19 protein-coding genes and 1 tRNA gene are annotated in these 23,446 nt (G+C 47.2%); 13 read left to right on the top strand and 7 right to left on the bottom strand.

Features of this window, described 5'->3' with window-relative positions; translation table 11 throughout:
• Nucleotides 1-17 precede the first annotated feature (17 nt).
• Nucleotides 18-1,322, bottom strand: a complete 1,305-nt coding sequence (locus RID53_RS00965; protein WP_446386341.1) for an ABC transporter substrate-binding protein — start codon at nucleotides 1,320-1,322, stop codon at nucleotides 18-20.
• A 708-nt stretch (nucleotides 1,323-2,030) separates the two neighbouring features.
• Between RID53_RS00965 and RID53_RS00960 the strand changes: the two genes are divergently transcribed.
• The 6 genes from RID53_RS00960 (at nucleotide 2,031) to stpA (ending at nucleotide 10,150) form a co-directional block, all read left to right on the top strand.
• Entirely contained in the window at nucleotides 2,031-2,750 is a 720-nt protein-coding gene (locus tag RID53_RS00960; RefSeq protein WP_446386340.1) for a tetratricopeptide repeat protein, read from the top strand.
• A 528-nt stretch (nucleotides 2,751-3,278) separates the two neighbouring features.
• Nucleotides 3,279-4,574, top strand: coding sequence for an acyl-CoA dehydrogenase family protein (locus RID53_RS00955; protein WP_446386339.1), 1,296 nt, complete (start codon nucleotides 3,279-3,281; stop codon nucleotides 4,572-4,574).
• A gap of 265 nt (nucleotides 4,575-4,839) precedes the next feature.
• Entirely contained in the window at nucleotides 4,840-6,351 is a 1,512-nt protein-coding gene (locus RID53_RS00950) for an ATP-dependent DNA helicase (protein ID WP_446386338.1), read from the top strand.
• Nucleotides 6,352-6,478: 127 nt separating this feature from the next.
• Entirely contained in the window at nucleotides 6,479-7,792 is a 1,314-nt protein-coding gene (locus RID53_RS00945; protein WP_446386337.1) for a homoserine dehydrogenase, read from the top strand.
• A 455-nt stretch (nucleotides 7,793-8,247) separates the two neighbouring features.
• Nucleotides 8,248-8,802, top strand: a complete 555-nt coding sequence (locus RID53_RS00940; RefSeq protein WP_446386336.1) for an NUDIX hydrolase — start codon at nucleotides 8,248-8,250, stop codon at nucleotides 8,800-8,802.
• A 46-nt stretch (nucleotides 8,803-8,848) separates the two neighbouring features.
• Entirely contained in the window at nucleotides 8,849-10,150 is a 1,302-nt protein-coding gene (stpA, locus tag RID53_RS00935) for a glucosylglycerol 3-phosphatase (RefSeq protein ID WP_446386335.1), read from the top strand.
• Nucleotides 10,151-10,489: 339 nt separating this feature from the next.
• On the opposite strand, the gene RID53_RS00930 is transcribed toward stpA, so the two are convergent.
• Nucleotides 10,490-10,561 (bottom strand) — tRNA-Thr (locus RID53_RS00930).
• A 190-nt stretch (nucleotides 10,562-10,751) separates the two neighbouring features.
• On the opposite strand from RID53_RS00930, the gene RID53_RS00925 reads away from it, so the two are divergent.
• Nucleotides 10,752-11,051 (top strand): DUF3493 domain-containing protein, encoded by a 300-nt coding sequence (locus tag RID53_RS00925; protein ID WP_446346956.1) that lies wholly within the window; start codon nucleotides 10,752-10,754, stop codon nucleotides 11,049-11,051.
• A 176-nt stretch (nucleotides 11,052-11,227) separates the two neighbouring features.
• A complete protein-coding gene (locus RID53_RS00920) occupies nucleotides 11,228-11,980 on the top strand; it encodes an FHA domain-containing protein (protein ID WP_446386334.1) in 753 nt (250 codons plus the stop codon).
• Between the two features lie 226 nt (nucleotides 11,981-12,206).
• Here RID53_RS00920 and recA read toward each other — a convergent pair whose 3' ends face one another.
• Nucleotides 12,207-13,292, bottom strand: coding sequence for a recombinase RecA (gene recA / locus RID53_RS00915; RefSeq protein ID WP_446386333.1), 1,086 nt, complete (start codon nucleotides 13,290-13,292; stop codon nucleotides 12,207-12,209).
• Between the two features lie 520 nt (nucleotides 13,293-13,812).
• Here recA and xseA point away from each other — a divergent pair.
• The gene (gene xseA / locus RID53_RS00910; RefSeq protein ID WP_446386332.1) at nucleotides 13,813-15,039 is read left to right on the top strand and encodes an exodeoxyribonuclease VII large subunit; all 1,227 of its coding nucleotides are present in this window, start codon (nucleotides 13,813-13,815) and stop codon (nucleotides 15,037-15,039) included.
• A gap of 210 nt (nucleotides 15,040-15,249) precedes the next feature.
• Here the strand turns inward: xseA and RID53_RS00905 are convergent, their stop codons facing one another.
• From RID53_RS00905 to murC, 3 genes are all read right to left on the bottom strand, one after another.
• A complete protein-coding gene (locus RID53_RS00905) occupies nucleotides 15,250-15,594 on the bottom strand; it encodes a YbaB/EbfC family nucleoid-associated protein (RefSeq protein ID WP_006099386.1) in 345 nt (114 codons plus the stop codon).
• Between the two features lie 83 nt (nucleotides 15,595-15,677).
• Nucleotides 15,678-16,652 (bottom strand): UDP-N-acetylmuramate dehydrogenase, encoded by a 975-nt coding sequence (gene murB / locus RID53_RS00900; protein ID WP_446386331.1) that lies wholly within the window; start codon nucleotides 16,650-16,652, stop codon nucleotides 15,678-15,680.
• An 85-nt stretch (nucleotides 16,653-16,737) separates the two neighbouring features.
• Nucleotides 16,738-18,267 carry a UDP-N-acetylmuramate--L-alanine ligase gene (gene murC, locus RID53_RS00895; protein WP_446386330.1) on the bottom strand — a complete coding sequence of 510 codons (1,530 nt, stop codon included), beginning with the start codon at nucleotides 18,265-18,267 and terminating at the stop codon, nucleotides 16,738-16,740.
• Between the two features lie 572 nt (nucleotides 18,268-18,839).
• On the opposite strand from murC, the gene RID53_RS00890 reads away from it, so the two are divergent.
• Nucleotides 18,840-19,856, top strand: coding sequence for a type I glyceraldehyde-3-phosphate dehydrogenase (locus RID53_RS00890; RefSeq protein ID WP_006099248.1), 1,017 nt, complete (start codon nucleotides 18,840-18,842; stop codon nucleotides 19,854-19,856).
• Between the two features lie 407 nt (nucleotides 19,857-20,263).
• Nucleotides 20,264-20,572: a hypothetical protein gene (locus RID53_RS00885; protein WP_446344327.1), complete on the top strand. Its 309-nt coding sequence runs from the start codon at nucleotides 20,264-20,266 to the stop codon at nucleotides 20,570-20,572.
• A gap of 73 nt (nucleotides 20,573-20,645) precedes the next feature.
• On the opposite strand, the gene RID53_RS00880 is transcribed toward RID53_RS00885, so the two are convergent.
• Nucleotides 20,646-21,332, bottom strand: a complete 687-nt coding sequence (locus tag RID53_RS00880; RefSeq protein WP_446386329.1) for a hypothetical protein — start codon at nucleotides 21,330-21,332, stop codon at nucleotides 20,646-20,648.
• Nucleotides 21,333-21,463: 131 nt separating this feature from the next.
• On the opposite strand from RID53_RS00880, the gene RID53_RS00875 reads away from it, so the two are divergent.
• Both RID53_RS00875 and RID53_RS00870 read left to right on the top strand, forming a co-directional pair.
• Nucleotides 21,464-22,399 carry a metallophosphoesterase gene (locus tag RID53_RS00875; protein WP_446386328.1) on the top strand — a complete coding sequence of 312 codons (936 nt, stop codon included), beginning with the start codon at nucleotides 21,464-21,466 and terminating at the stop codon, nucleotides 22,397-22,399.
• Between the two features lie 140 nt (nucleotides 22,400-22,539).
• Nucleotides 22,540-23,058 carry a hypothetical protein gene (locus RID53_RS00870; protein WP_446386327.1) on the top strand — a complete coding sequence of 173 codons (519 nt, stop codon included), beginning with the start codon at nucleotides 22,540-22,542 and terminating at the stop codon, nucleotides 23,056-23,058.
• The last annotated feature ends 388 nt before the right edge of the window (nucleotides 23,059-23,446 follow it).

The raw sequence follows: 23,446 nt of genomic DNA, 5'->3' as shown, positions 1-23,446 counted from the left end.
CAACCAACGGCTGAACCTTAATCTCCTAGAAGTCTTCGTGTTTCCTGAGCGGCTCGATTCATGGCTTGTTCTGGCGTCATCGTTTGTGTAATTGCCGCACTGAGATAACGCTGCAAAATATCCGATGCTTGAGCGTATTGAGCGATAGGAGGACGCAGAACCGCTTTTTCCAGGACTTCTAACATTTGGGGAAAGTAACTATATTCAGCTACCAGGTCAGGATCGGTATAGAGTGATTTTAGAGCGGGGGCATAACCGTTGGCGAGACTGAATTCTTTTTGGACTTCCGGACGGTTAAAAAATTCAATCACTTTCCAGGCTTCGTCGGCGTGTTTCGTGGATTGAGAAATACCCAGTCCCCATCCGCCTTGGCAAGCACCACTACTATCGGCTGGTTGGTGTACCATTGGCTTAATCGCAAATTGACCCGCAATTTCTGAGTCGGCTGCCAATGTGTAAACGTAGGGCCAATTTCGCAAGAAAATAGCTTCACCATTCTGGAATAAGCGGCGGGTTTCTTCTTCGGCGTAAGTGGTAACACCGGCAGGAGAAACCTCTTTTTCAATGGTATTCAGTAAAAATTCAACCGCTTGGATTGCTTCTGGCTGATCAAGTCCAACTTCTAGTGTGTCTGGATTTACCCAAAAGGCACCAAACCCTTCCAGGATTTCCACAAACATAGCAGATAAGCCTTCGTATTGCTTTCCTTGCCATAAATATCCCCATTCAACTCCTGTTTGTTGTTGCAACGCTTGAGAGATTTGGATGAGTTCTGCAAAGGTTTCGGGGGGTTCGTATCCACCCTGCTTTAATAAATCAGTACGGTAATAGAGCATCCCACCATCGGAACGGAAGGGCATCCGATACAGTTCACCGTTGTAGCGTCCTCCCTCTACATCCCCTTGCAGAAACTCGGATAATTGGTCTTGGGAAACTCGGTCAGATAGGGGCATTAACCATCCGGCTGCGGCAAATTTTGGTACCCAAACAATGTCTAGATAAACGAGATCGTAAGGTGAATCCCCCAACAAAAAGGCAGAGGTATAGAGGTCTTCCACCAGGTTAGTTTCGTTGGGTCCTTCCAGGATTTCTAGATTAATATTGGGATTTTCTTCTTCAAAGTCCTCGACAAATTCTTGCCACTGGGATGCTTCTAGGGCGCTCATCAACACCTTGACTGTGACAGGTTGTTGCGTCAAGGCGGGGAGAATGAGAAATTGAATCGTGGCAATTGTGGCTATCAGTAAGATGAAAAAACGAGGGATTTTTTTGATTCTGAAGATACCTCGTTTGAGTTTGCCCAATTGCTGGTTAATATTCATGAGATACTTTGACAATTCAATGGGTTCAATTTACCTGTGTGATGACAATGACAGGCTGTCTCAAACAGGATTGCTGATAAGCTTCAGCCTCATTCTAGCTAACGCTTATCAAGCCCTTAACCTCATTACTTGATTTCATGAGATGTTACTTTAGGTTAGGGGTAGATGTAAAGAAATGAAACTTAACTTTATTTAAGTTAACATTTCCTGGAGGACAATCAGACAAAATCGGCTAGGTCAATCGATTGACGGGTGTAAAAGGATACTAATAACATATTTTTGAACATAATTCATACCTCGATAGTTGGTTGACATTTTACCAAAAGAGTTATATGCAGGTCATTTGTCATACTCGCCCAAGCGAGAAGCCAGCTACGTCATTCGTCATTCGCCATACTCACAGAGATTGATGATTATGCCCCATTAGAGGGTGCATTATGGGGAGTGACTGAAACTCAGCATTAAACCAAAGTGGCATTGCTAAAATTCAATGGAATAAGTGACCATGCTTTTTTAGAATTTTACCTAATAAATTAGCCTAGCCAAAGCTTTGGGGGAAATGACTGATTTTTTCCTATATTTCCCCAGTTGACCTTAATTAATCCGATTTTTTAGCCGACTCAACTGGCGATCGCATGAGACAGGACTGACCCAACCCCGATAAACTAACGATATACACTGGGACAATAATCCCTTTCCCACAAGCAGATGATCAAGCGGCTTTGGCAATGGTTAGTGCGGCTGATTTGGCGAATCGTACCGCCTTTCCTGAAACCCAAACAATACAGGCGACGGCAAAAACGCCTGAGTGATGCAGATTATCATCAGTTATTTCGGCAATTGGTGATTGGGGTGAATCAGGGATGGAATCGGGAACAGATCCTGCAACATTTAGGATATCAGAGTAGCGATCGCGCTTTTAAGGTGTGGCTGTATGAGTATGGACAGCAGTTGCGCCAATTACCCGAGGCGGATCATCAGTTCGCTTGGCAATTATTGCAGATGAGTGGCGTCGGCTGTGGAGAATTAGGGGAAATTGCGGCAGAAATTGGCAAGGATTTATTGGCGAAACCGGCGGGGAAAAGGGAAGCCTATCGGGAAGAAACGGGAGACACAGATCACAACGAAACAGCCGAAAGTGATGCCGCCGAAACCTGGTTCAATCAAGGGAAACAGCAACTCGCCGACCAAGATTTTCTCGGTGCGATCGCGTCTTTTGACGCAGCGATTCAACACCAACCCGACTACGCCGAAGCCTGGAATAATCGGGGGTTAGCCTTGGGGAAGTTGGGAGATGATCAAAGTGCGATCGCATCTTATGAGAAAGCGATTCAACTTAAACCCGATTACCAATTAGCCTGGTACAACTGGGGTGTAGCGATGGATAAATTAGGAGAAAAAGAAAAGGAATCAATAAACCCCTTGTAGCGACCCAATGATCAATATACTGTAGGGGCGACCCGCCTGCATCAATAAACACCACCCATCCACTCAATTGTATCGGGTCGCCCTTTACCTCAAACTGTCACTAGCCCTAGGGAAAATCGGCTCAATGGCTTGTAGCTTAGCCATTTGAGTCTCCCTACTATTGGGCGGCATTTTGTGCCATTGGACAGTAAGATTTGAGACGTTTCTAACAGGAGTGATCAGCCATGCTCCCCGAACAACCTATTGCTGTTTTCTGGGAAATTTGGGAAACTAACCCTGACAATATTTTAGAAACATCGGGAGCTTCTCAAGATTTACAGACTCTGAACTGATTCAAAACGGGCGATCGCAGCGTAACAGTTGACACCAACAAAGTTATTTCAAATCAGTCTTTTTGGTTTTACCGGAGGAGGTTTTGGGCAATTGAACACAAAATTCTACTAACTTTGGTATCATGAAATCTTCCAAATGGGCGCGGCAATGAGTCGGATATCCTGAGAAAGGAATTGTTGAACTGTTTGTTACCTAATGTCACCAACTACAGCGAACCAAGGCGTTCCTGACGCACGAAGCGAAGCTATCCCGAAGGGAATCGCGAATCCGTCTAACCTTTTAGACGTGGCGGAGGCTTACTTGCGCGAAATTGTCGCCCCTCGCGCCTCAGAGATCGATCAGGATACGGAAGCATTACGAACCGCACTGAAAGGATTAGGCGATCGCAACCTTCTAGCGCTGAAGGTTCCCCCACATTGGGGAGGTGCTGAGGTGAATCCTGTTACCTTCTTTCACTTCCAGCAACAAGTCTGTCGTTATTCTGGTGCATTGGCATTTCTGCAAACTCAGCATCAGAGTGCGGGTGGGTTTTTAGCCAAAAGTGACAATGACGCCTTAAAGCAGCAGTATCTTCCCCGCATGGGGAGAGGTGAGGCGTTAGTCGGGGTGGGTTTCTCCCAACTGCGGCGCACCGGGAATCCTCCAGTCAAGGCGACGCCTGTGGATGGGGGCTATCAGATTAGCGGGAATGTCCCTTGGGTTACGGGGTTTGGCTTGTTTGAGGATTTTGTGATTGGGGCGACATTACCCGATGGTCAAGAACTCTATGGTATTGTACCCTTTACCTCGACCGACCAAGGAGTTGGACGTGCGATCGCGTTTAGTGAACCGATGGCGCTAGCGGCGATGAACTCAACGAATACGGTGTCTGCTAGTCTAACGGATTGGTTTTTACCTCACGAGTCTGTTTTATTCCTCAGAAAAGCCGGGGCGATTCATGCAGGGGATCGAAAAAATGTATTAAATCATGGGTTCTTTGCCTTAGGTTGTGCTAAAGCCGGATTAGATATTATTGCCGCTGCTTATCAACGCAAGCAATTAGGATTTATTCAAAACGCTTTTAATGCTCTCACCGCCGAAGTCTGCGACTGTGAAGCCGCAATGATCGCAGCATTATCAGCAAATTCTGCTGACACCGAGGATGGGGGAGATAGGGAAGATAGGGGAGATGAGGGCGGGTTTAGAAACATCCGGGTGACAACAAATGATAATAGTGAAACCCGCCCCTACATAGGGAAAAAACGTCCCCAATCCCTACAGCTAAGGGCGTGGGCAATTAACCTAGCAGGGCGCTGTACCCATGCGGCGGTGACGGTTTCTAGTGGCGCGGCAAATATCCAATCCCACGCCGCCCAACGTGTCTATCGCGAAGCTGTGGTATTTACTGTTTCTGGGCAAACCACAGCGGTAATGGAAGCAACCTTGGCGCGTCTGGGAGCAGGGGGAGCAGGGGAAGCAGGGGAAGCAGGGGGAGTCATGTTCCAGACGTGATGACAGAAGCGTCTGTATGTAGGGGCGGGTTTAGGGATTAACTTTACATCGACACCGATAACTTTTCTACAAAACCCGCCCTTAATCGTTTGCATCTTACTCCAATGGTAATGGTTGGGGGGTTAACGCACTGGTAGACCTAATCCTCGATTCTTATGTCAAACTAGATAAGTTCCAAAATCCAGTCCAAGAGACTCATCCTCAGATTGAGGCAAGATCAGAATAGCTGTCTATAGTTCTGGGAACGTTCAGACACGAGATTAACGTGATTGAAGTCGAAGTCCATTCCTCTCTACGTGCCTTTCTGCGAGAGCAAGGTCAACCCAACTGGCCCCACCATTTAACCATGGCGCGGCTGGTAGCGCGGGCTTTGCGCTTGGGGCGTTCTGCATTAATTCAAACAGGAAGTCCCCAAGAACCCTATCGTCTGAGTTACTTGGCACCTGCTTTAATCTGGCAGGAACCCGTGATTATTGTTGCGCCTGTGTTAGTCCAAACCTGGCTGCTACAGGTCGAAATTCCCAGCTTGCAAGAATGGATGGGTACAAATAAGGCGATTCACGTTGGTGACAGGTTCCCAGATGAGGATTTTCAAGGACTGCTGATTACCACTCCCGAAGCATGGTTGGCAGATCGTTTAGGAGAGAAAAGGGCGTTTCCTCAAGGTATTCCCACCCTCATAGACCAAGCAGACGATTTAGACGACTGGGTGCGCGATCAACTCAAGAGTACGATTCAGCCTCAACATTGGCATGACCTGATGTTAGCCCATCCGCAAAAGGCAGATTGGATTCGGGATAGGCGGGTGCGGCTAACCAAACGCTTATTTGAGCGTCCAGCCAATCCTTATGATTGCTATCTGATAGAATCGGGCGAACACGCTGTCATCCAGGAGTTGTTTGAGGTCTTACAATCGGCAAATGGTGGGGAGTCTGCCTATCTGCCACCCGCCTGGAAACAGTTTTGGCGATGCTGGCAATCATCCAATCAGTTTACCTGGGCAGCGATTGAGCGATCGCAGGGTCAGTTTTCCCTGTATTGTGAACCCACAGAAGTAGCAACATCCCTCAGTCGCATCTGGTCAGAACAACCGGTGGTCTTAATTGGCGGGGCGCTAGATTTAGATGCAGCAGCGTCGGTTTACCGTCAACAACTGGGTTTAGGAGAGTTAACCTGCTTAAAATTCTCGCCTGACCGCCACAGCAAACTGATTCAGCTTTATTTACCCGATAGGCTACCGATGCCGAATACGCCCCGCTTCCGAAATGCCTTGTTTCAACAAGTGCGAACGCTTTTAGGGGCAAGTCATCAGGTGAAAACACCTATTGTCATCTTAGTCGGGGATGTCCCTCTGAAAACTCAGTTAGGGGCAGTTTTAGCCGCTGAATTTGGGTCGCGAGTCCAAGTGGAAAAGACCCAGCTAGAGGAAAATGGTATTCTAGTTTGTGGTTGGGAATTCTGGCGCTCTCAGCAACAGTTTTTACCCTCTCCCCAACTGTTAATTATTGCCACCTTACCCCTACCCTCCCTAGAATACCCTTGGGTTGCAGGTCAAGTGGCGTACTACAAACAGCGACGGTTAGACTGGTTTCGCTTATATCTATTACCTGCGGCGTTGCGAGAATTACAACGGGCAGTTGCCCCAGTGCGAGACTCTCAAGGGATTGTTGCCTTATTAGACAATCGGGTTAACCATCGCAGTTACGGCACTCAAGTGTTGTCGGCGTTGAGTCCCTTTGCCCAAATTAATTATGTGGATGAAGGTTGGTTTGAATGACATTCTTCTCCACTAACCCTCAACGGTTAGAGTTGGGATCTTCGCGCCGAATTCGATCAAGGATTGACATTATGTCTTGAAACGATGACCCCTTTTCTGTAATGTTTAAAATTTTAGGATAATAGCTGTGGCTTTTAAAATTGGTTTATTGGGACTGGGAACAGTTGGTACGGGAACAGCAAAAATTTTACAAGACCCCACGGGTCGGAATCCCCTGCTGCAAGCGATTGACATTCATAGAGTCGGCGTGCGATCGCTCGATAAACCGCGATCAGTGAAAGTGCCGCCTGAAGTGATGACGACGGACTTGGAGTCAATTGTCACTGACCCAGAGATTGATATTATCGTGGAATTACTAGGGGGACTAGAACCCGCGCGATCGCTAATCCTCAAAGCCATTTCCCATGGGAAGCATATTGTCACCGCCAATAAAGCCGTTATCGCCCGCTATGGGGCAGAAATCTTTACCGCCGCCGAAGAAAAAGGCGTCTATGTTCTCTTAGAAGCAGCGGTGGGCGGCGGTATCCCAGTGATTCAACCCCTAAAACAGTCTTTAGGCGTCAATCAAATTCACAGCATTACCGGGATTGTTAACGGCACCACCAATTATATTCTCACCCGCATGGAAAGCGAGGGCGGAGAATTTGCCGATATTCTGGCAGATGCCCAAAAATTAGGCTATGCCGAAGCTGATCCCACCGCCGATGTTGAAGGGTTAGACGCCGCCGATAAAATTGCCATCCTCGCCTCCCTAGCCTTTGCTGGACGGATTAAGTTAGAAGATGTTCACTGTGAAGGGATTCGCCAAGTCAGCGCCGCCGATATCGCCTACGCCCAGAACTTAGGGTTTGTGATTAAACTCCTCGCCGTAGCCAAGCGAGAGGCGAGGGTTGCCACCAGTGAACCCGAATCAGAAATGCTACAGATTAGAGTACATCCAACTCTGGTTCCCCAAGACCATCCCCTGGCGAGTATTCATGGGGTTTACAATGCGGTTTTGGTGGAAGGAGAACCCTTGGGACAAGTGATGTTCTTTGGTCCGGGTGCTGGTTCAGGTCCCACGGCGAGTGCGGTGGTATCGGATATTCTGAATATTGCAGCGGTGTTGAAAACGGCAGGCGAAACCCATCACCTGCATCCTTTATTAAGTTGTGTCCATCAACACTATTGCAGCATCGCCCCAATTTCAGAATTAGTCACTCGATTTTATGCCCGAATTATGACCAAAGATAGACCGAGTGTGATTGGTCATCTGGGTATTAGCTTTGGTAATCATGGGGTCAGTTTAGAGTCAGTCGTACAAATTGGCTTCCAGAACGAGTTAGCCGAAATTGTGGTTGTCACCCATGATGTCCGGGAAGGAAACTTCCGCAAAGCCTTAGCCGAAATTCAGGCGTTAGAAGCGGTTGATAGTATTCCTAGTATTTTGAGAGTGCTGTAGTGCAGCAGCCGTGGAAATACTGGGAAAGCTGGGGAAGCTGGGGGGTAATTATACATTGTCTCTGATAGCGGTGCAATGGTTTGAAGTTTCAGAAAATATGATATCGGGAGATAAAACCCAATGTAGGGGCGGGTTTAGGGACAAATTAATGCAGCCACCAATCACCTTTCTACAAAACCCGCCCTGCCCCAATTTCGACATTTTTTTGGTGCGATCGCGGTTGAGGATAAGGTGGGTTTCGTTGTCCAGTTTGGGATTAATCGATTGTCTTTCAGTGGGGGAATGGGGGGTTTTGTTGTTCCGTTATTGGTGAGGAGGGCGGGTTTTGTTGTTCCGTTATTGGTGGATAATTGTCTTTAGTCCCTAAACCCGCCCCTACATCTAATTTTTCTGCCCCAAATACCTTGGTAAATAGATTACGAAAATTTATTTTTTTGTCCAAAGTCCCATGTTTTATGAATAAACCCCGCCCCTGGCAAACCCTAGACCGTTTCGTAGAAATCTGTTCCCCATGGCTTACTCTAATCGGTGAACGCCTACAAGATGACCAAGGGCGAATTCTTGAGTATTGGCGAGTCGAAAAAGCCGATTCAGTTGTCATCGTCACGATTCAGGCGGGGAAATTTCTGCTTCCTGCACCAACCTATCGCCCTGGTGTCGGAGAAGCGACGCTGGATTTTCCCGGTGGACGAGTCAATCCTGAACAAACCCCCATCGCCGCCGTTCCCGGAATCTTAAGCCGGGAATTAGGAGTCTCTGAAGAGGCGATCGCAAACCTAACTCCCCTCAATTCTACAGGCTGGGCAATTAATAGCTCTTTCTCGAACCAATATCTCTACGGTTTCGTTGCTGAACTTGACCCCGCAGTCGCCGTGAACCCCAACCGAGTCGAAACCACCTACTCAATCACATCCACCGGAATTCACGCTCTTTTGCAAGAGTTAACCTGTCTCCAGTGTCGCGCTGTATTGCTAGAGTGGCAGAGTCAGAGGATTATCGCTGAAGGATGAACTATGAACGATAAAATATTAACTGTTTGTCATCAGCGATTTACTAATGAGTGCTTCTCCTCAACTTCTTCCCCATGAGCATACTCTATCCTTAAAGACAGAAGTCCTTGCCGATGTTTTAATCAATGTAGAAAATATCCTAATTATCCAAGATTTAGATGGCGTCTGTATGGGACTGGTTAAAGACCCATTAACGCGAGTGATTGACCGAAACTATGTCAAAGCAACCCAGGCGTTTGATGGTCATTTTTATGTCCTGACTAACGGAGAACATATTGGAGAACGAGGAGTCAATGGTATTATTGAACGCGCCTTTGGCAATCCGGCTGAGGTTAAGGCAAAGGGGCTGTATCTCCCCGGTCTAGCAGGTGGCGGTGTGCAATGGCAAGACCGTCAAGGGAATGTTTCTCATCCAGGTGTCAGTGAAGCCGAATTAGAGTTTTTAGCCGAAGTTCCGCCGACGATTAAACGACGGTTACGCCGCTTTTTTGAGCAAAAAAGTACAGCCGCAGAAATTGAAAACTTGGAGGAATGTATCCAGGCTTCTGTTCTGGAAAATAAGGCTTCCCCTAGTGCTAATCTGAATACCTTTTATGAACAACTGCGCCAATATCCGCAAATTTATATGGATTTGCAAAAAGACATGCAAAATCTGATGCAAGAACTGTTACAAGAGGCACAGATTAAAGGGGTAGGCGATTCGTTTTTTGTTCATTATGCTCCCAACTTAGGCAGAGATTTAAACGGACAAGAACTCTTACGCCCAGCTCAAGCGCAAGATTCTGGCACAACTGATTTTCAGTTTATGCTGCAAGGGGCAATTAAAGAGGCGGGTGTGTTAGCGATTTTAAATCGTTATTATTTTCAACGGACGGGTTCCTATCCATTAGGGGAAGACTTTAATGTGCGACAAGCGCCAAAAACCCTAGAGGAATTACTGGAGTTAGTTAAAGCGAATTTTGACCCGAAAGATATGCCACTGATGATTGGTGTCGGAGATACGGTAAATAGCTCTGTAGAAGATATACAGGGACGAGTAACGGTTCGTCGAGGCGGGAGCGATCGCAACTTTTTACAACTGATTCAAAATATTGGTCAGGAGTTAAATACAGGCAATATTATTGTCTATATTGATAGTAGCCAAGGTGAAGTCAAAAATCGCAAACCTGTGAAAATTGGTCAACATGAAACCTCTGGCGATGAAATTGTTGTACTCGAAGGTCCCGGTGATGTTCGTGATGTCGATGAGCCTTTAACTTTAAACTTTGTCTTTCACAAAGGTCATCAACAGTACAGTCAATTTTTTCAAAAGGCGGCGCGAGAAAGAGAAGCGAGTAATCAGCGATAGGATAAACACGCCACCAACCCAAACATTAAGACAGTAGGGGCGCATAGACGTGCGCCCTTATTAACCCAAGCTCAACAACCAACTTCGTGACATCCTCCTACATTCAATCAAAGATTAGAATGTAGGCTTCCTTTAATACAACCAACGCTAATCAATCAACACGAGATGCGATCGCGCTTTTCGCCAAAAGGCAGACGATGATCCAGAATATGACCTTACCCCAGTTTTACCCCAATAGCTACCATAGAAGCGCAGGTCAACCAGTCTTTGTTTAGGGCAATCCCTTGCTGATTAAGGCTGTAACTCCCTTGTATCGGATTTGGCTTAACTTCTGATTGAAGCCGATGAGCGGATTTGAACCGCTGACCGTTCGATTACGAATCGAATGCTCTACCACTGAGCTACACCGGCATCACTTGACTACTATAGCAAGCTTTAGCGCAAGTAACTGCATCTTTTTTCTTCTATGGCATGAACCCTGTGAGCCAATCACTCCAAAGATACCTTTCTTTATATTAAAGCAAGGTTTGGCATATTTTACTGCCCAAGGTGGGGATAGGCATGTCACCATTAAGCTAGAGAGGTATGATCAACGAAACTCATGACCCATTCAACCCCAAACAATCGCCAGCCCCAGTCAAAACCCAAATCGCGACAGATGAGTCCGGAAAAATATGCTCGCCTGAAAGCTGAAGCCAAAGCGCCCTACCGAGGACTGAGAAAATTTATCTATGTGGCATTTGCAGCCTCTGGCTTTATTGGAGGACTCGTTTTCCTGGCACAGTTAATTGCAGGTCGAGAAGTGGCGACAGCATTTCCCAATCTGGCGCTACAAGTTGGCATCGTCGCCCTAATGATTTGGCTATTTCGCCTAGAACAACGGGCAGAGCGTAAGCCATAGGTTAAGATTGGCTTGAACTCGACAGATATCTGAATTAGGCAACAGCCAACCTGCCTCTTTTAATCTCCAGGTAAAATTTCTAACGCTGTAGAGTTCATCCGAAACGATAGACCAATCCAAATGTTAAAGTTCCCATCAATGGGTATTAGGTTGTTTAGGAATTGTCGGCTCGTTTTATGGAAATAGAACAACGATTGGGTCTATACCAGGTTTTCCTGAAGCTCTACGAGTATCATCGGGGTCTACTCGATGAAATCCTCCAGCTTGAAAAAACGGGGCATAAAACGTTCTCGAGTCGAACAGTTCGCTTTGTCACGGGTATCGTTCAAAGCCAGCGACCTTGTCTGATGACCAATCTGGTAGAGGGAAAAACCCAAACCCTGTTTCAGCCGCAGGGAATTTGGACTATCGGTCGCGATCGCCAATTGGCGATATCGATTCCCGACCCTCACTTATCCCGTCATCATGCCGCGATTTACTATCTGCCAAACAAAGGATATTACCTAGTCGATTTTAAAAGCACGAATGGTACCTATGTCAACGGAGAACCAGTACATGGACATATATCGCTTAAAGATGGCGATTGTATTCGACTTAGTACCCTAAGCTTTTACTTTTTCCTCTGCAACGACACCCAAAAGCTCAACCCCACCTCTCCCGAAATTATCGCGAAACTGAAAGCCTCCAAAGCGTCTTCCTCCGTAGAACCCTCTTCATCCTCAAAACGAAAAGCCCCAGATGAAGATTTGGAGTTACCTGCAAAAGCAAAAAGCTCTGAAGCGGAGTATCACAAAGGGACATCGCAATTTTTGCAAGAACTATCAAAGTTAGAAGAATTATCTGGAGAACCTGCCTTACCTAAATTAAATTCCCATCAACGCGCAGAAATTTTAGACCGATTTTTCAGTCGGCAAATTCCCAATCCGTAAACTAAGTAGGGCTTGCTGAATAAGTCGGAGAAAAATAACCGATGGACTAAGTAGGGCTTGCTGAATACATGTTGTGATGAGGATAGGAAACGGGGAACAGGGAACAGGGAATAGAGAATGGGAAAGATTGGAGTACGAGCGAGACGTTCATTTTAGCTGTGCCACACCAGTAGGGTGCATTAGCGAAGCGTAACGCACCCTTTATCAAGGTTTTGAGGGATTCAGCTTAATCTTCCTCAAAATTTTCTTGTTCTTCCTCTTGCTCCTCGTTTTCGTCTGGATTGATGGAATTCGCTGACACCATAGCTCCCATGTCAAGCTGTTCGCGCACTTGTTGTTCAATAGTCGCGGCAATTTCAGGATTCTCTTCAATATACCTGACACTATTGTCACGACCTTGGGCAATATTATCGCCGTTGTAACTATACCAAGCTCCCTTGCGGTTAATCACTCCTGTTTGTTCAGCCAAGTCAACCAGACATCCTAACCGGGAAATCCCTTGTCCAAAGATAATGTCAAACTCAGCAATTCGGAAGGGGGGCGCAACTTTATTTTTGGCTACCTTGACCTTAGCGCGAATTCCATATTCCCCTTCGCTGGCTTTCTTGAGCGTTTGAATCCGGCGAATGTCTAAGCGGACTGAACAATAGAACTTAAGAGCATTACCGCCTGTTGTGACTTCTGGAGAGCCGTAGGTAATCCCAATTTTTTGTCGCAACTGGTTCAAGAAAATAACAGTGCAGCCCGATTTGCCAATATTCCCAGCAATTTTACGTAGCGCCTTACTCATCAGACGCGCCTGCAATCCCACTTGGGTATCGCCCATTTCACCTTCAATTTCTGCACGCGGGACCAAGGCAGCTACCGAGTCAATCACAACAATATCCACAGCCGCCGATCGCACGAGTTGATCGACGATTTCCAGAGCGGATTCACCGCTATCCGGTTGAGAGACTAACAGGTTTTCAATGTCAACCCCTAACGCCGATGAGTAGGTCGGATCGAGGGCATGTTCAGCGTCTACAAATGCGGCTACTCCACCGGACTTTTGCACTTCTGCGACGGCGTGCAAGGCGAGAGTCGTCTTTCCTGAACTTTCTGGTCCGTAAATCTCGATAATCCGTCCTTTGGGCAAGCCACCACCCAAGGCTAAATCTAGAGTAATTGCACCACTGGAGATGGTTTCCACCTTCATACGGGTGGCATCTCCCAAGCGCATAATCGAACCTTTGCCAAAGGTACGCTCAATCTGGTTGAGTACCAAGTTCAGGGCTTTTTCCTTTTCGGGACTGTTGGTGATTTGGGTAGCCATGGATGCCTCAAGAACTGTTATTGAAATGGACTGAGAAATTGAAATGGACTGAGAATTAGTGCAGAAAGTTGGCTCTATTTTAACGCCGACTGCCTGCAAGATTAAGAGAACCTGATTTTTGGGACTAAATCACGGAAATGCTAATTTGTCAATGCTAAGACATCGTTCATCAACGCCATAATCTTGCCGAACTATTACGGTATTTTGATCCCAAGTCTTGGGCTGGAGAGAAATATTTGACAGCATTTTCCCTCCCCCAATATAGAACACAGGTACTACTATAGCATTGTTGGGTCAATCGACAAGTTCGAGGATTTGGTGGGGGTAGGGGTGCTGGGGAAGATGGGGAAGATGGGGAAAATGGGGCAGCTAGGGGGAGATATGCCATGGCGTCTGTGTGTAGGGGCGGGTTTAGGAACTAATATTGATTGTTATCCCCAACTTGGCTGCAAAACCCGCCCCGACTAAATGACAAATGACGTAGCTTGCGTCTCGCGATAGCGAGTATGACAAAGGACAAATGACCAATACCAATTCATTACTTCCAGAGACAACCCTTTCGGTAGCAGGGTTAACCGATTATATTCAGGATCTGTTAGAGCAGGATACCCAACTCCAGAAGGTTTGGGTGATTGGAGAAGTCTCTAGTGCCAACCGTCATCGGAGTGGTATGTTTTTTACCCTGCAAGATTTAGAGGGCAAGGCATCCATTCAATGCGTGGTGTGGAACTCTGTGCTAAGTAAGCTGGTGCAACTTCCTCAATCCGGAGAACAGTTGATTGCATTAGGCAGTATCCGGATTTATCCGCAACGGGGACAATATCAGCTTATGGTTTGGCAGGCATTGCCCGGAGGAGAAGGGTTACAGGCACTGCGCTACAATCAACTGCGCCAACGATTGGCGGCGGAAGGATTATTTGATGCCCAAAACAAACGCCCTTTGCCAACACATCCACAAACGATCGCGGTTGTCACTTCACCACAAGCCGCCGCTTGGGGAGATATTCGCCGCACCCTGCGACAACGGTATCCAGGATTATCGGTGTTGTTTTCTCCGGCACAAGTGCAAGGGGATTTAGCACCAGAATCGATTGTGGCAGCGATTGAGCGAGTTGAGCGAGATGGGAGGGCTGAGTTAGTGATTTTATCGCGGGGAGGTGGTGCATCGGAGGATTTGGTGGGCTTTGATGATGAGCGAGTGGTGAGAGCGATCGCGAACTGTTCAATTCCAGTATTAACGGGAATTGGTCATCAACGGGATGAATCTTTGGCAGATTTAGTGGCTGATTGTTGCGCTCATACACCCACCGCCGCCGCAGAACAAGCCGTGCCAGAGTTGGCAACTCTGATTAGGGAAAATCAGCAGCGTCAGGAGGCGTTACATGAGGCAGTAACTCAGCATCTGTATACCTCCCGCAACCAATTACACCAACTCAGAAACCGTCTACAACGCTTACCCCTTGACCGACAGCTACAGCAGGAACACCATGCGATCGCGCAGCAGCGACAGCGATTAGTTCAAAGCACATCTTGGCGGATCAGTCAAGCAACTCAACATTGCCAATTTCTGGGGCAAAAGTTAGCCACCCTTGACCCAACCAATGTTTTAAAACGAGGGTATGCGGTAGTGCGGACTGAACAAGGAAAAATTGCTCGGAATGCGGCAAGTCTCGCTCCTGGAGAAGAATTACAGATTCAATTAGCAGAAGGGCAAATCAATGTTCAAGTCACAGAAATCATTGATTAGGGGCTGCTGAATAAGTCTTGTGGTGGGGAGAGGGAATAGGGAATAGGGAATAGGCAATAGTTTCAACTACCTGGAGAGAATAAAGGTTGTTGAACTCTGACCAATGACCAATGACCAATGACCAATGACAATCAGAGCAGAACTGGGATGTGCTGTCTTTGATGAATGACATGAAACTTTATATTCCCAGTTCTACAGATACAGATAAGGTTACATCCCTGGCAGATTTAGCCCACTGGTGAGTTCTTCCATACGTTCCCTCATCGTCGTGGTTGATTTATCATAAGCATCTTTCATGGCGGCTGTAACCGTTTCTGATAGGGTTTCGGCTCCCTGAGCGATCGCGTCTGGAGCAATTTCGACGCGCAGGGGTTCCTGATTCCCACTCATAAACACCTTAACCATACCATCGCTAGAGGAGCCTTCAATTTCCATTTGCTCCAATTCTTCTTGAAGCTGTTTGGCTCCTTGTTGTACCTCTTGGGCTTTTTTGAATGCTTCGGCAAGTTCTTTCATCTTGCCTAAACCGAAGCCGAATCCTTGTCCTTTGGTCATAACGTATTGACTGTCTCTCAAGTTGGACGGGTTTATCGTTGCTAAGTCTTAATCTTAGTACCGCTTCGGTCAATGCGACATCTTTAGACAGGCTGAAACCGTCCTAAGATTTTCACTTCTGGCTCTAAGGAAAGCGACCAATGCTGCTCGACTTGCTGCTGCACATAACGAATCAGTTGGAAGATATCGCTGGCTTTAGCACCGCCACAGTTCAAGATAAAGTTAGCATGGCGTTCTGCCACTTGAGCGCCGCCAATTTGATAGCCTTTCAAACCTAATTGCTCGATCAGCCAACCCGCCGCGTGGGGTTCTGGATTGCGAAAAACACTGCCACAACTGGGTAAGTGATAGGGTTGAGCGTCACGCCGTTGCTTTAAATGGTGAGTTGTTGTCGATCGAACTTGTTTGGGATCAGCGCCCGGTTGCAACTGAAACGTTGCCTGAGTCACGAAGCGATTCCCCCCTTGCAGGATGGAAGTGCGATAGCGAAATCCCAACTCTTGAGGCGTTAGCCGCTCCACGACTCCGGTGGGTGAAATGGTTTCCACACTCACCAGCAGATCCGCCGCACAACTTTGATGGGCACCGGCATTCATCACCACAGCGCCCCCCACCGTTCCCGGAATACCTACTGCCCATTCCAACCCTTGCCAACCGTGATTAGCGGCTTGCCATGCTAAACGAGCGATTGGTTCTCCGGCTCCCACCGTGACTCGACCCGTATCTGGGTCAAACTGGGTAGAACGGAGATGACGAGTGCAGACGACTAAGCCGGACAAACCACAATCGCTAACCAGTAGGTTAGAACCCGCCCCTAACAAGGTTATGGGTAATCCCTGCAAATCTGCCCATTCAAAACTGGCGAGCAGATCCTCGACCCGTCGGGGTGCCACATACCACTCGGCGGGACCTCCCACGCGAAAGGATGTCAAACTCGCTAAAGACACCTGAGAACGGAGGAGGCAGTCAGTTCCAGGCAAGTAAAGCTTAGGCTTGTCAGAGGTTTTCTGACACAGGGGCGTGTTAGCAACGCCGGGAGAATAGGATGACAAGGTCATATCAATACAGGTCAAAAGAATGCCGATGGATTTTAGCCAGTGGAAGTGGACACACCCAATCGGGTGCGGCTGGGGTTAACCAACCTTAGACAGTTTGACTCAATTCAGTCGAATTCTCAGGTGTCGCCGTCTGGTAGGACTCTATAACCTGGGGAATAATCTGATTCAAATTTCCCGCACCGAGAAAGATAGCTAGATCTCCGGGTTGCAGGATTTGGGCGAGGAGTTGGGAGACTTCATCTAAGGTTGGTTGGTAGTAGACCCGCTCATGGTGATCCGCGATCGCGGCTCGCACTTGCTCACCTGTAATTTTTCCAACACCGGCTTCGCCTGCGCTATAAATGTCTGTGACCACGACGAGATCAGCATCGCCAAATGATTTAGCAAAGTCTGACAAAAATGTCAAGGTTCGACTATAGCGATGGGGCTGAAAAATGGCAACAATGCGGCGTGATAATTCAACCTGTAAGCGAGCCGCCGCTAAGGTTGCCTGAATTTCACTGGGATGATGAGCGTAGTCATCGACAAAGGTAATCCCTTTGCACTCACCCCGAACCTCAAAGCGACGCTTGGCACCTTCAAAGGTGGCTAGAGCAGAGGCGATCGCGTCAAACTCTAGTCCCAGGTGTCGTCCTACTGCCACAACAGCTAAGGCGTTGCTGAGATTATGTTGACCTAATAAACTCAGTTGCAGGATACCCAACACCTGATCGCCTTCCCAAATCCTTGCCATGGTGCCTTCTGACTGATAAACCACGCGATCCACGCTGTAGTCAGCCCCGGCTGTGCGTTGCAGGCTATAACTGATGGTGGGGGTGAAATGCGATCGCAAGGTCTGACAATCAATACAACCCACGATGGTTTGACAGCGATCGGCAAAAATCCTGAAGGTTTCGATTACCTGGTCGAGATTCTGGTAATGATCGGGGTGATCGAGTTCAATATTGGTAATCACACCAATTTCCGGAGCCAGCTTAGCTAACGACCCATCTGATTCATCTGCTTCAGCCACCAGAAAGGGACTTTGACCCAGACGCGCATTTCCTTGCCAAGCATCCACTTCTCCCCCAACCACGATAGTCGGGTCTAGACCCGTTTTCAGCAGCAAGTATCCCATTAAACTGCTGGTTGTGGTTTTGCCGTGAGTTCCAGCAACGGCAATGCTTCGGTAGTCTTGTATCAACGCTGCCAGTAAGTCGGAGCGATGAAAAATTGGGTAGCCGCCTTCTACAGCCGCTTTGTACTCAGAATTGATTGGATTAATCGCACTCGAACAGATGACTTGGGGTAAGCAGGAGACAAGATGGTCTTCCCTAGTGTTTGAGGGGGCGGCAACTGTTTGTCGAGTAGGTTCGGGTTCAATCGCCGTTGCGGATACGCCCTGAGAAATGGGGACATTCGTTTCTCTAAAAAATTCCAAATTGGTTGCCTTCTGGTCTCTAAACAGATGAGCGCCGACAGCTTGCAACCGCTGAGTAATCGGCGTCGAACGAATATCAGACCCAGATACAGGGAGGTTGCGTTTGGCTAGAACGTAAGCCAGCGCTGACATACCAATTCCACCAATTCCGATGAAATGGAATGGCTTGCCACTAAGATCGACAATATTAGGCATCTTAACTCCTTACACACCACACCACACAAGCCTACTGTGCCAATAACACGCGCTATCATATCAAGAATTGATTTTTCAAGATACAGCCAAGGGTGTATTTATCAGATTTTCTTGGCAACAGACCCACTTCGCTATTAATTGTGTTATTGCTCCAGTGGAGTTGACCACCGTGTTTGTACTGAAGTAACTTTTTCTATCTCCAGACGGTTTTTTATACTAAACAGCCTTCATTCTGGGGTTTCCGGAAAATTCAGCAGAACCCTAGAACTCCGACGCTTGACCTGGGGAAACCTGTTCCAGACGCGCCATAGCACCTCTGGAAGAGAAAATCAAATGAGAGTTCGCTGCGAGCCGTATTGACATCTAACCACACCCTACACCCCTAATCCAACAACTCTTATTCTCAATTCAGATTCACCCAAACCCTTGGGTGGAAAGACTTAGAGCAACTCATAAGTCCGACGTTTCCCAATCCGTCGCTGAATCGGCATTTAGAATTTGTCCGGCTTTGCGATATGATTGGGTTCATAAAAAGTATATTTACTGAGCTTGAATACAGAGGGCAAGACGCAGTGATTAGAGTAGCGATCAACGGGTTCGGACGCATCGGACGTAATTTCGCCAGATGTTTACTGACTAGAGAAAATAGTCAGTTGGAGTTAGTGGGCATCAATGATACATCTGATCCCAAGACAAATGCTCATTTGCTTAAATATGACTCCATGCTAGGGACGCTCAAAGCCGACATTGGCTATGACGAAAACTCCCTAATCGTCAATGGCAAAACGATTAAATGTGTATCGGATCGCAACCCCCTGAACTTGCCTTGGGGTGATTGGGGTATTGACCTAGTCATCGAATCGACCGGGGTGTTTGTCACCAGGGATGGTGCATCTAAGCATATAGCCGCTGGCGCTAAGAAAGTGCTGATTACGGCTCCAGGGAAAGGTGGTGACATCGGCACTTTTGTCGTTGGAGTGAATCATCACGACTACGAACACAGCAAGCATGACATTGTTAGCAATGCGAGTTGTACAACAAACTGTCTGGCTCCTGTGGTCAAAGTGATACATGAACACTTTGGCATCATTAAAGGAACCATGACTACGACCCACAGTTACACGGGGGATCAGCGGATTCTGGATGCGAGTCACCGTGATGTCCGTCGAGCCAGAGCCGCTGCGATCAATATCGTGCCAACCTCGACGGGAGCAGCTAAAGCTGTGGCTTTAGTTATTCCAGATATGCAGGGGAAATTGAATGGGATCGCGATGCGCGTACCTACCCCGAATGTATCGGTTGTGGATTTGGTGGCTCAAGTTGAGAAAAGCACCATTGCTGAGCAGGTAAACAAAGTCTTCAAAGAAGAGTCAGAAAACTCGCTTAAGGGCATTTTGGAATACAACGACTTACCGTTGGTGTCCTCAGACTACAAGGGACATGATGCTTCATCTATCGTCGATGCCAGTCTAACGATGGTAATGGGTGGTGATATGGTGAAAGTCATTGCTTGGTATGACAATGAGTGGGGCTATTCTCAGCGAGTTGTCGATTTGGCTGAGCATATAGCGACGCAGTGGGAAGGTTAAAGCAACAAAACTTTACCGCTTGGATACAGCAACCTCTGTAACGAGTTTATTGGCTGAAAATTCAGAGGAAGATAAAAGTGATGGGATTTCTCTGATTCGGGCTTCAGCGAAGCTTCAATAGAATCATCACTTGTTTATTGATACTCAGAGTCTGAACTCTGAGTATTTTTTTATCACGATCTGGCAACAATATCCCTACGATAACCGTAGCCCTTGGGCATGAAGCGGAATCATTGTCATGAAAAGCTAACAAAAAGACAATTTCTTTCTGATTAGAAATAATCTGTACGATTAACTACATTTATAGTTAAAATAAAATAAATAATTAATTAAGCGGCTCGCTTCAGCCAAGTCTAAACAGGATTCCAGCCATCCCACAACTGCATATATATTGGAGAACACCGTCCATGCCCATTAAAATTCAAGTTGAGAGTAATCACTTCGAGGAAAAATGCCGTTGCAATTTGTGCGGTAACATTTTTTTCCCCCTAGAGGTGGTGGCTAGAGCGTATCGGGAATCCGGCGAATATGTTAGTGATGTTTGCCCGGAGTGCCTTGCCACTGGTACAGAGGGAATCAGTACCCGAATGCGCCAACGAGCCGACTACCTGCGATCGCTAGCGGTTGAGTTAGAACAACTGGCGAGAAGTGAGATTGAATCCCCCAGTCTATCTCAATTCAATATTGCTAACCAGCTTGAGAAAGCCATGCGCTGATCGGCTCGTAAAGTAGCATTTATGTGATGTAGAGACGTAGCAGGCTACGTCTCTACATAATAGGTGTTAAATTCTAACGCTGCCAAAGGACTATCCCAGAACCGACTACCGGACTCCGCGCCAATAGAGTTCCATCAGAATTAGTGATTTCCAGTTTGCTCAACTCCAAGTCTTGAGAGCGACGCCAAATTTCACTCGCTAATTGCTCTTGATCCTGTTCATCTAATTTATACCAGCCATCACTCACGGTGACAATCAGACGGTTCCCCTGAAAGTTGGCTTGAATAGATTGAATCAGTCCATTAGCATACTGATCTGTAATTTCAGCCACTTGATCTTGAATCGCTGTAATCAGGCGTTGTTCTGGGGTAAGTTCTAGGGGAGAGGACTTAGATTCTGAAGTGTCTGCAAGTTCAGGTGCGGCTAATTCGGCAGGTGCAGCAACAGGTTCGGGTTTTACTTCTTTGGCTAACTGTGTTGGTGTCTCTGGCGTTAGTGCGACTGTCGTCACCATTATGACCACAATAAACGCCGCGATCGCGCCCGTCAATCCCCAATCTGAGAGCTTTTGATTCCAAGCTTCGGGTAACAAAGAGCGGATTGCTGCCAAAATACTATCCCACACCTTCTCAACGGTTTCAAAGCTGGGATAGAGCCAATCCACCAGTTTAGACTGGCGAGTGGGTTCAGCCGTATTCGTTTCTTGAGTGGATTCATCTACCTCTATGGATTCCTGAGGCTTATGCTGCTCTTGTGACATTTTTATTTCCCTACCCAGCAACGCCAATTGGCATAAAATGCGCTAGATTCTTCTTACAGAACGCTGCTCCTACAGCACAAATTTAACATTTTTGCCCGTCTTGCTTCAGTCTGCATGACTGCTCTAGATTTATGAGCCTCAAACGCCGTCAATTTCTGATTTTGAGTGGTATGAGTTGTTTCGGGGCGATTGCCGTTGGCAGTAATCTCTTCGCCCATCAAACGACTCAGACGAGTGATATCTATTCCCAGACTCCTGAACCAACACCCTCAACGGATACCCAGAACGAATTAATTCATCCACCTCTGTTACGCTTTGTGTCTATTGCCGATACAGGCACAGGTGCAGCCGGACAATATGCTGTGGCAGAGGCAATGACGGCTTATTACCAACAGAATTCCTACGAGTTGGTGATTATGGCAGGTGACAATATTTATAACGATGGGGAAATTGAAAAGGTAGAGGCAGTCTTTGAAAAACCCTATCAAGCCTTGCTGGAAAATGGAGTGAAATTTCACGCTTGTCTGGGAAACCATGACATCCGCACCGCCAATGGTGATCCCCAAGTCCAGTATCCGGGTTTCAATATGCAGGGACGATACTATACTTTTCGGCGGGGATCAGTGCAATTTTGGGCGCTGGATACAAACGCCAATGCGGATTGGCAGCGTCAGTTACCGTGGTTAGAACAGGAACTCAGCCGCAGCGATGCGCCCTGGAAGATTGTGTTTGGACATAATCCGATTTATTCATCGGGTCACTACGGATTGAATCAAGCGTTGATTCAAACCCTGACGCCTCTGTTTCAAAAATACGGCGTGCAACTCTATATTAATGGTCATGACCACAACTATGAACGGACTCTGCCGATTAATGGGACAACCTATTTAACTTGTGGTGCAGGTGCTGGAGTTCGCCCAGTTGGGCGTTCGTCATGGACAGCCCATTCCGCCTCAACGCTGAGTTTTGCCGCTTACGAGGTGTATCGCGATCGCATCCTAGTTCGTGGTATTGATACAAAGGGTCAAATCTTTGATCAAGGGATGATTCCAGTATTGCTTGAATAAACTCTAATTGGATGTTCTCCCCCATCTCCCTCATCTTCCCCATCTTCCCCATCTCCCTCATCTCTCCTATTCCCTGCACCTCTGCCCATGGGATGATGTAGTATTGACACCTATTGGTGTGGGTGATCTACTCAATGCAGATGAAAAGCAAACTGATTCAGAAAATTATTGCCAGTGGACTTCTATTTGCGGCGTTGACTGCCCCAAGTCAACAAATTGTGCAAGCACAAGAACGCTCAACCTTCCTGCTAAGGCTCAATTGTGTGGATACGGGGATCGGCAACTGGAGACGTCGAAGTGAAAACGTTGTAGTCAATAAAGCGGTTTACTCATCGCGATTTTATATGGGTTCGGGCGATACTCTGGCATCATTGACCTGTAGACTGCAACCCAATCGGGAGGATGTTAGATTTCAGACGTTGCAATTAGAGTTTGGCATGCGCGATAACGACCAAGGTAGTCCCAGGGTTCTTGTTAATGTGTATATAGATGGGGTAAAGGCTGAATCTCGAACCGTTGCACCCGGAGGAGAACCCGCTTTCGTATCGCTGGATGTGACCAACACACAAAATGTTTCCCTGGAAGCTATCTGTACGAGCAGATTTCAATATTGCGATCGCGTTTATTTCTGGGAGGCTTCACTAGGGATTGCTCCCTAAAGCGTCGGCGTCGGCTGGCGTAACCCCAGTTAACGCTTCCTCAAAGGTTACGCATTTAGGTTCTAGACATGTCAGGGTACGTTTATATAGCACTACGCACACAGGTTAGGACAAAAGAAGAAAAATTTAAATCGCTCAATCCCTTGATGAGTCAGTGTTTTTCTTCAAAGAAAGCCCATTGCCTATTGCCCATTGCCTAGCGCGTAGCGCTATACAACCCCAAATTAGGAGTTCTTTAATCAATTGTTTCAACAACCCTAACCTAGCTATCACGCTTAGGTTAGGGATTGCCAGAGACAGGGCTGGCAACGTAAGAGTTGAATAGACCATTGAGCCGCTAACTGATACACACCCCCAAATACTTCCCCAGTTTGGGTTCACTGTAAGC

The organism is Coleofasciculus sp. B1-GNL1-01 (assembly GCF_040220235.1).
Taxonomy (GTDB): domain Bacteria; phylum Cyanobacteriota; class Cyanobacteriia; order Cyanobacteriales; family Coleofasciculaceae; genus Coleofasciculus.
The sequence above is the reverse complement of the archived record's forward strand: the minus strand, read 5'-3'. Positions and strand labels throughout refer to the sequence as shown.

Coding starts and splice junctions, on each gene's coding strand:
- RID53_RS00965 (WP_446386341.1), bottom strand. CDS start 1,322: ATGAATATTAACCAGCAATTGGGCAAACTCAAACGAGGTATCTTCAGA.
- RID53_RS00960 (WP_446386340.1), top strand. CDS start 2,031: ATGATCAAGCGGCTTTGGCAATGGTTAGTGCGGCTGATTTGGCGAATC.
- RID53_RS00955 (WP_446386339.1), top strand. CDS start 3,279: ATGTCACCAACTACAGCGAACCAAGGCGTTCCTGACGCACGAAGCGAA.
- RID53_RS00940 (WP_446386336.1), top strand. CDS start 8,248: ATGAATAAACCCCGCCCCTGGCAAACCCTAGACCGTTTCGTAGAAATC.
- stpA (WP_446386335.1), top strand. CDS start 8,849: ATGAGTGCTTCTCCTCAACTTCTTCCCCATGAGCATACTCTATCCTTA.
- RID53_RS00925 (WP_446346956.1), top strand. CDS start 10,752: ATGACCCATTCAACCCCAAACAATCGCCAGCCCCAGTCAAAACCCAAA.
- RID53_RS00920 (WP_446386334.1), top strand. CDS start 11,228: ATGGAAATAGAACAACGATTGGGTCTATACCAGGTTTTCCTGAAGCTC.
- recA (WP_446386333.1), bottom strand. CDS start 13,292: ATGGCTACCCAAATCACCAACAGTCCCGAAAAGGAAAAAGCCCTGAAC.
- xseA (WP_446386332.1), top strand. CDS start 13,813: ATGACCAATACCAATTCATTACTTCCAGAGACAACCCTTTCGGTAGCA.
- RID53_RS00905 (WP_006099386.1), bottom strand. CDS start 15,594: ATGACCAAAGGACAAGGATTCGGCTTCGGTTTAGGCAAGATGAAAGAA.
- murB (WP_446386331.1), bottom strand. CDS start 16,652: ATGACCTTGTCATCCTATTCTCCCGGCGTTGCTAACACGCCCCTGTGT.
- murC (WP_446386330.1), bottom strand. CDS start 18,267: ATGCCTAATATTGTCGATCTTAGTGGCAAGCCATTCCATTTCATCGGA.
- RID53_RS00885 (WP_446344327.1), top strand. CDS start 20,264: ATGCCCATTAAAATTCAAGTTGAGAGTAATCACTTCGAGGAAAAATGC.
- RID53_RS00880 (WP_446386329.1), bottom strand. CDS start 21,332: ATGTCACAAGAGCAGCATAAGCCTCAGGAATCCATAGAGGTAGATGAA.
- RID53_RS00875 (WP_446386328.1), top strand. CDS start 21,464: ATGAGCCTCAAACGCCGTCAATTTCTGATTTTGAGTGGTATGAGTTGT.
- RID53_RS00870 (WP_446386327.1), top strand. CDS start 22,540: ATGAAAAGCAAACTGATTCAGAAAATTATTGCCAGTGGACTTCTATTT.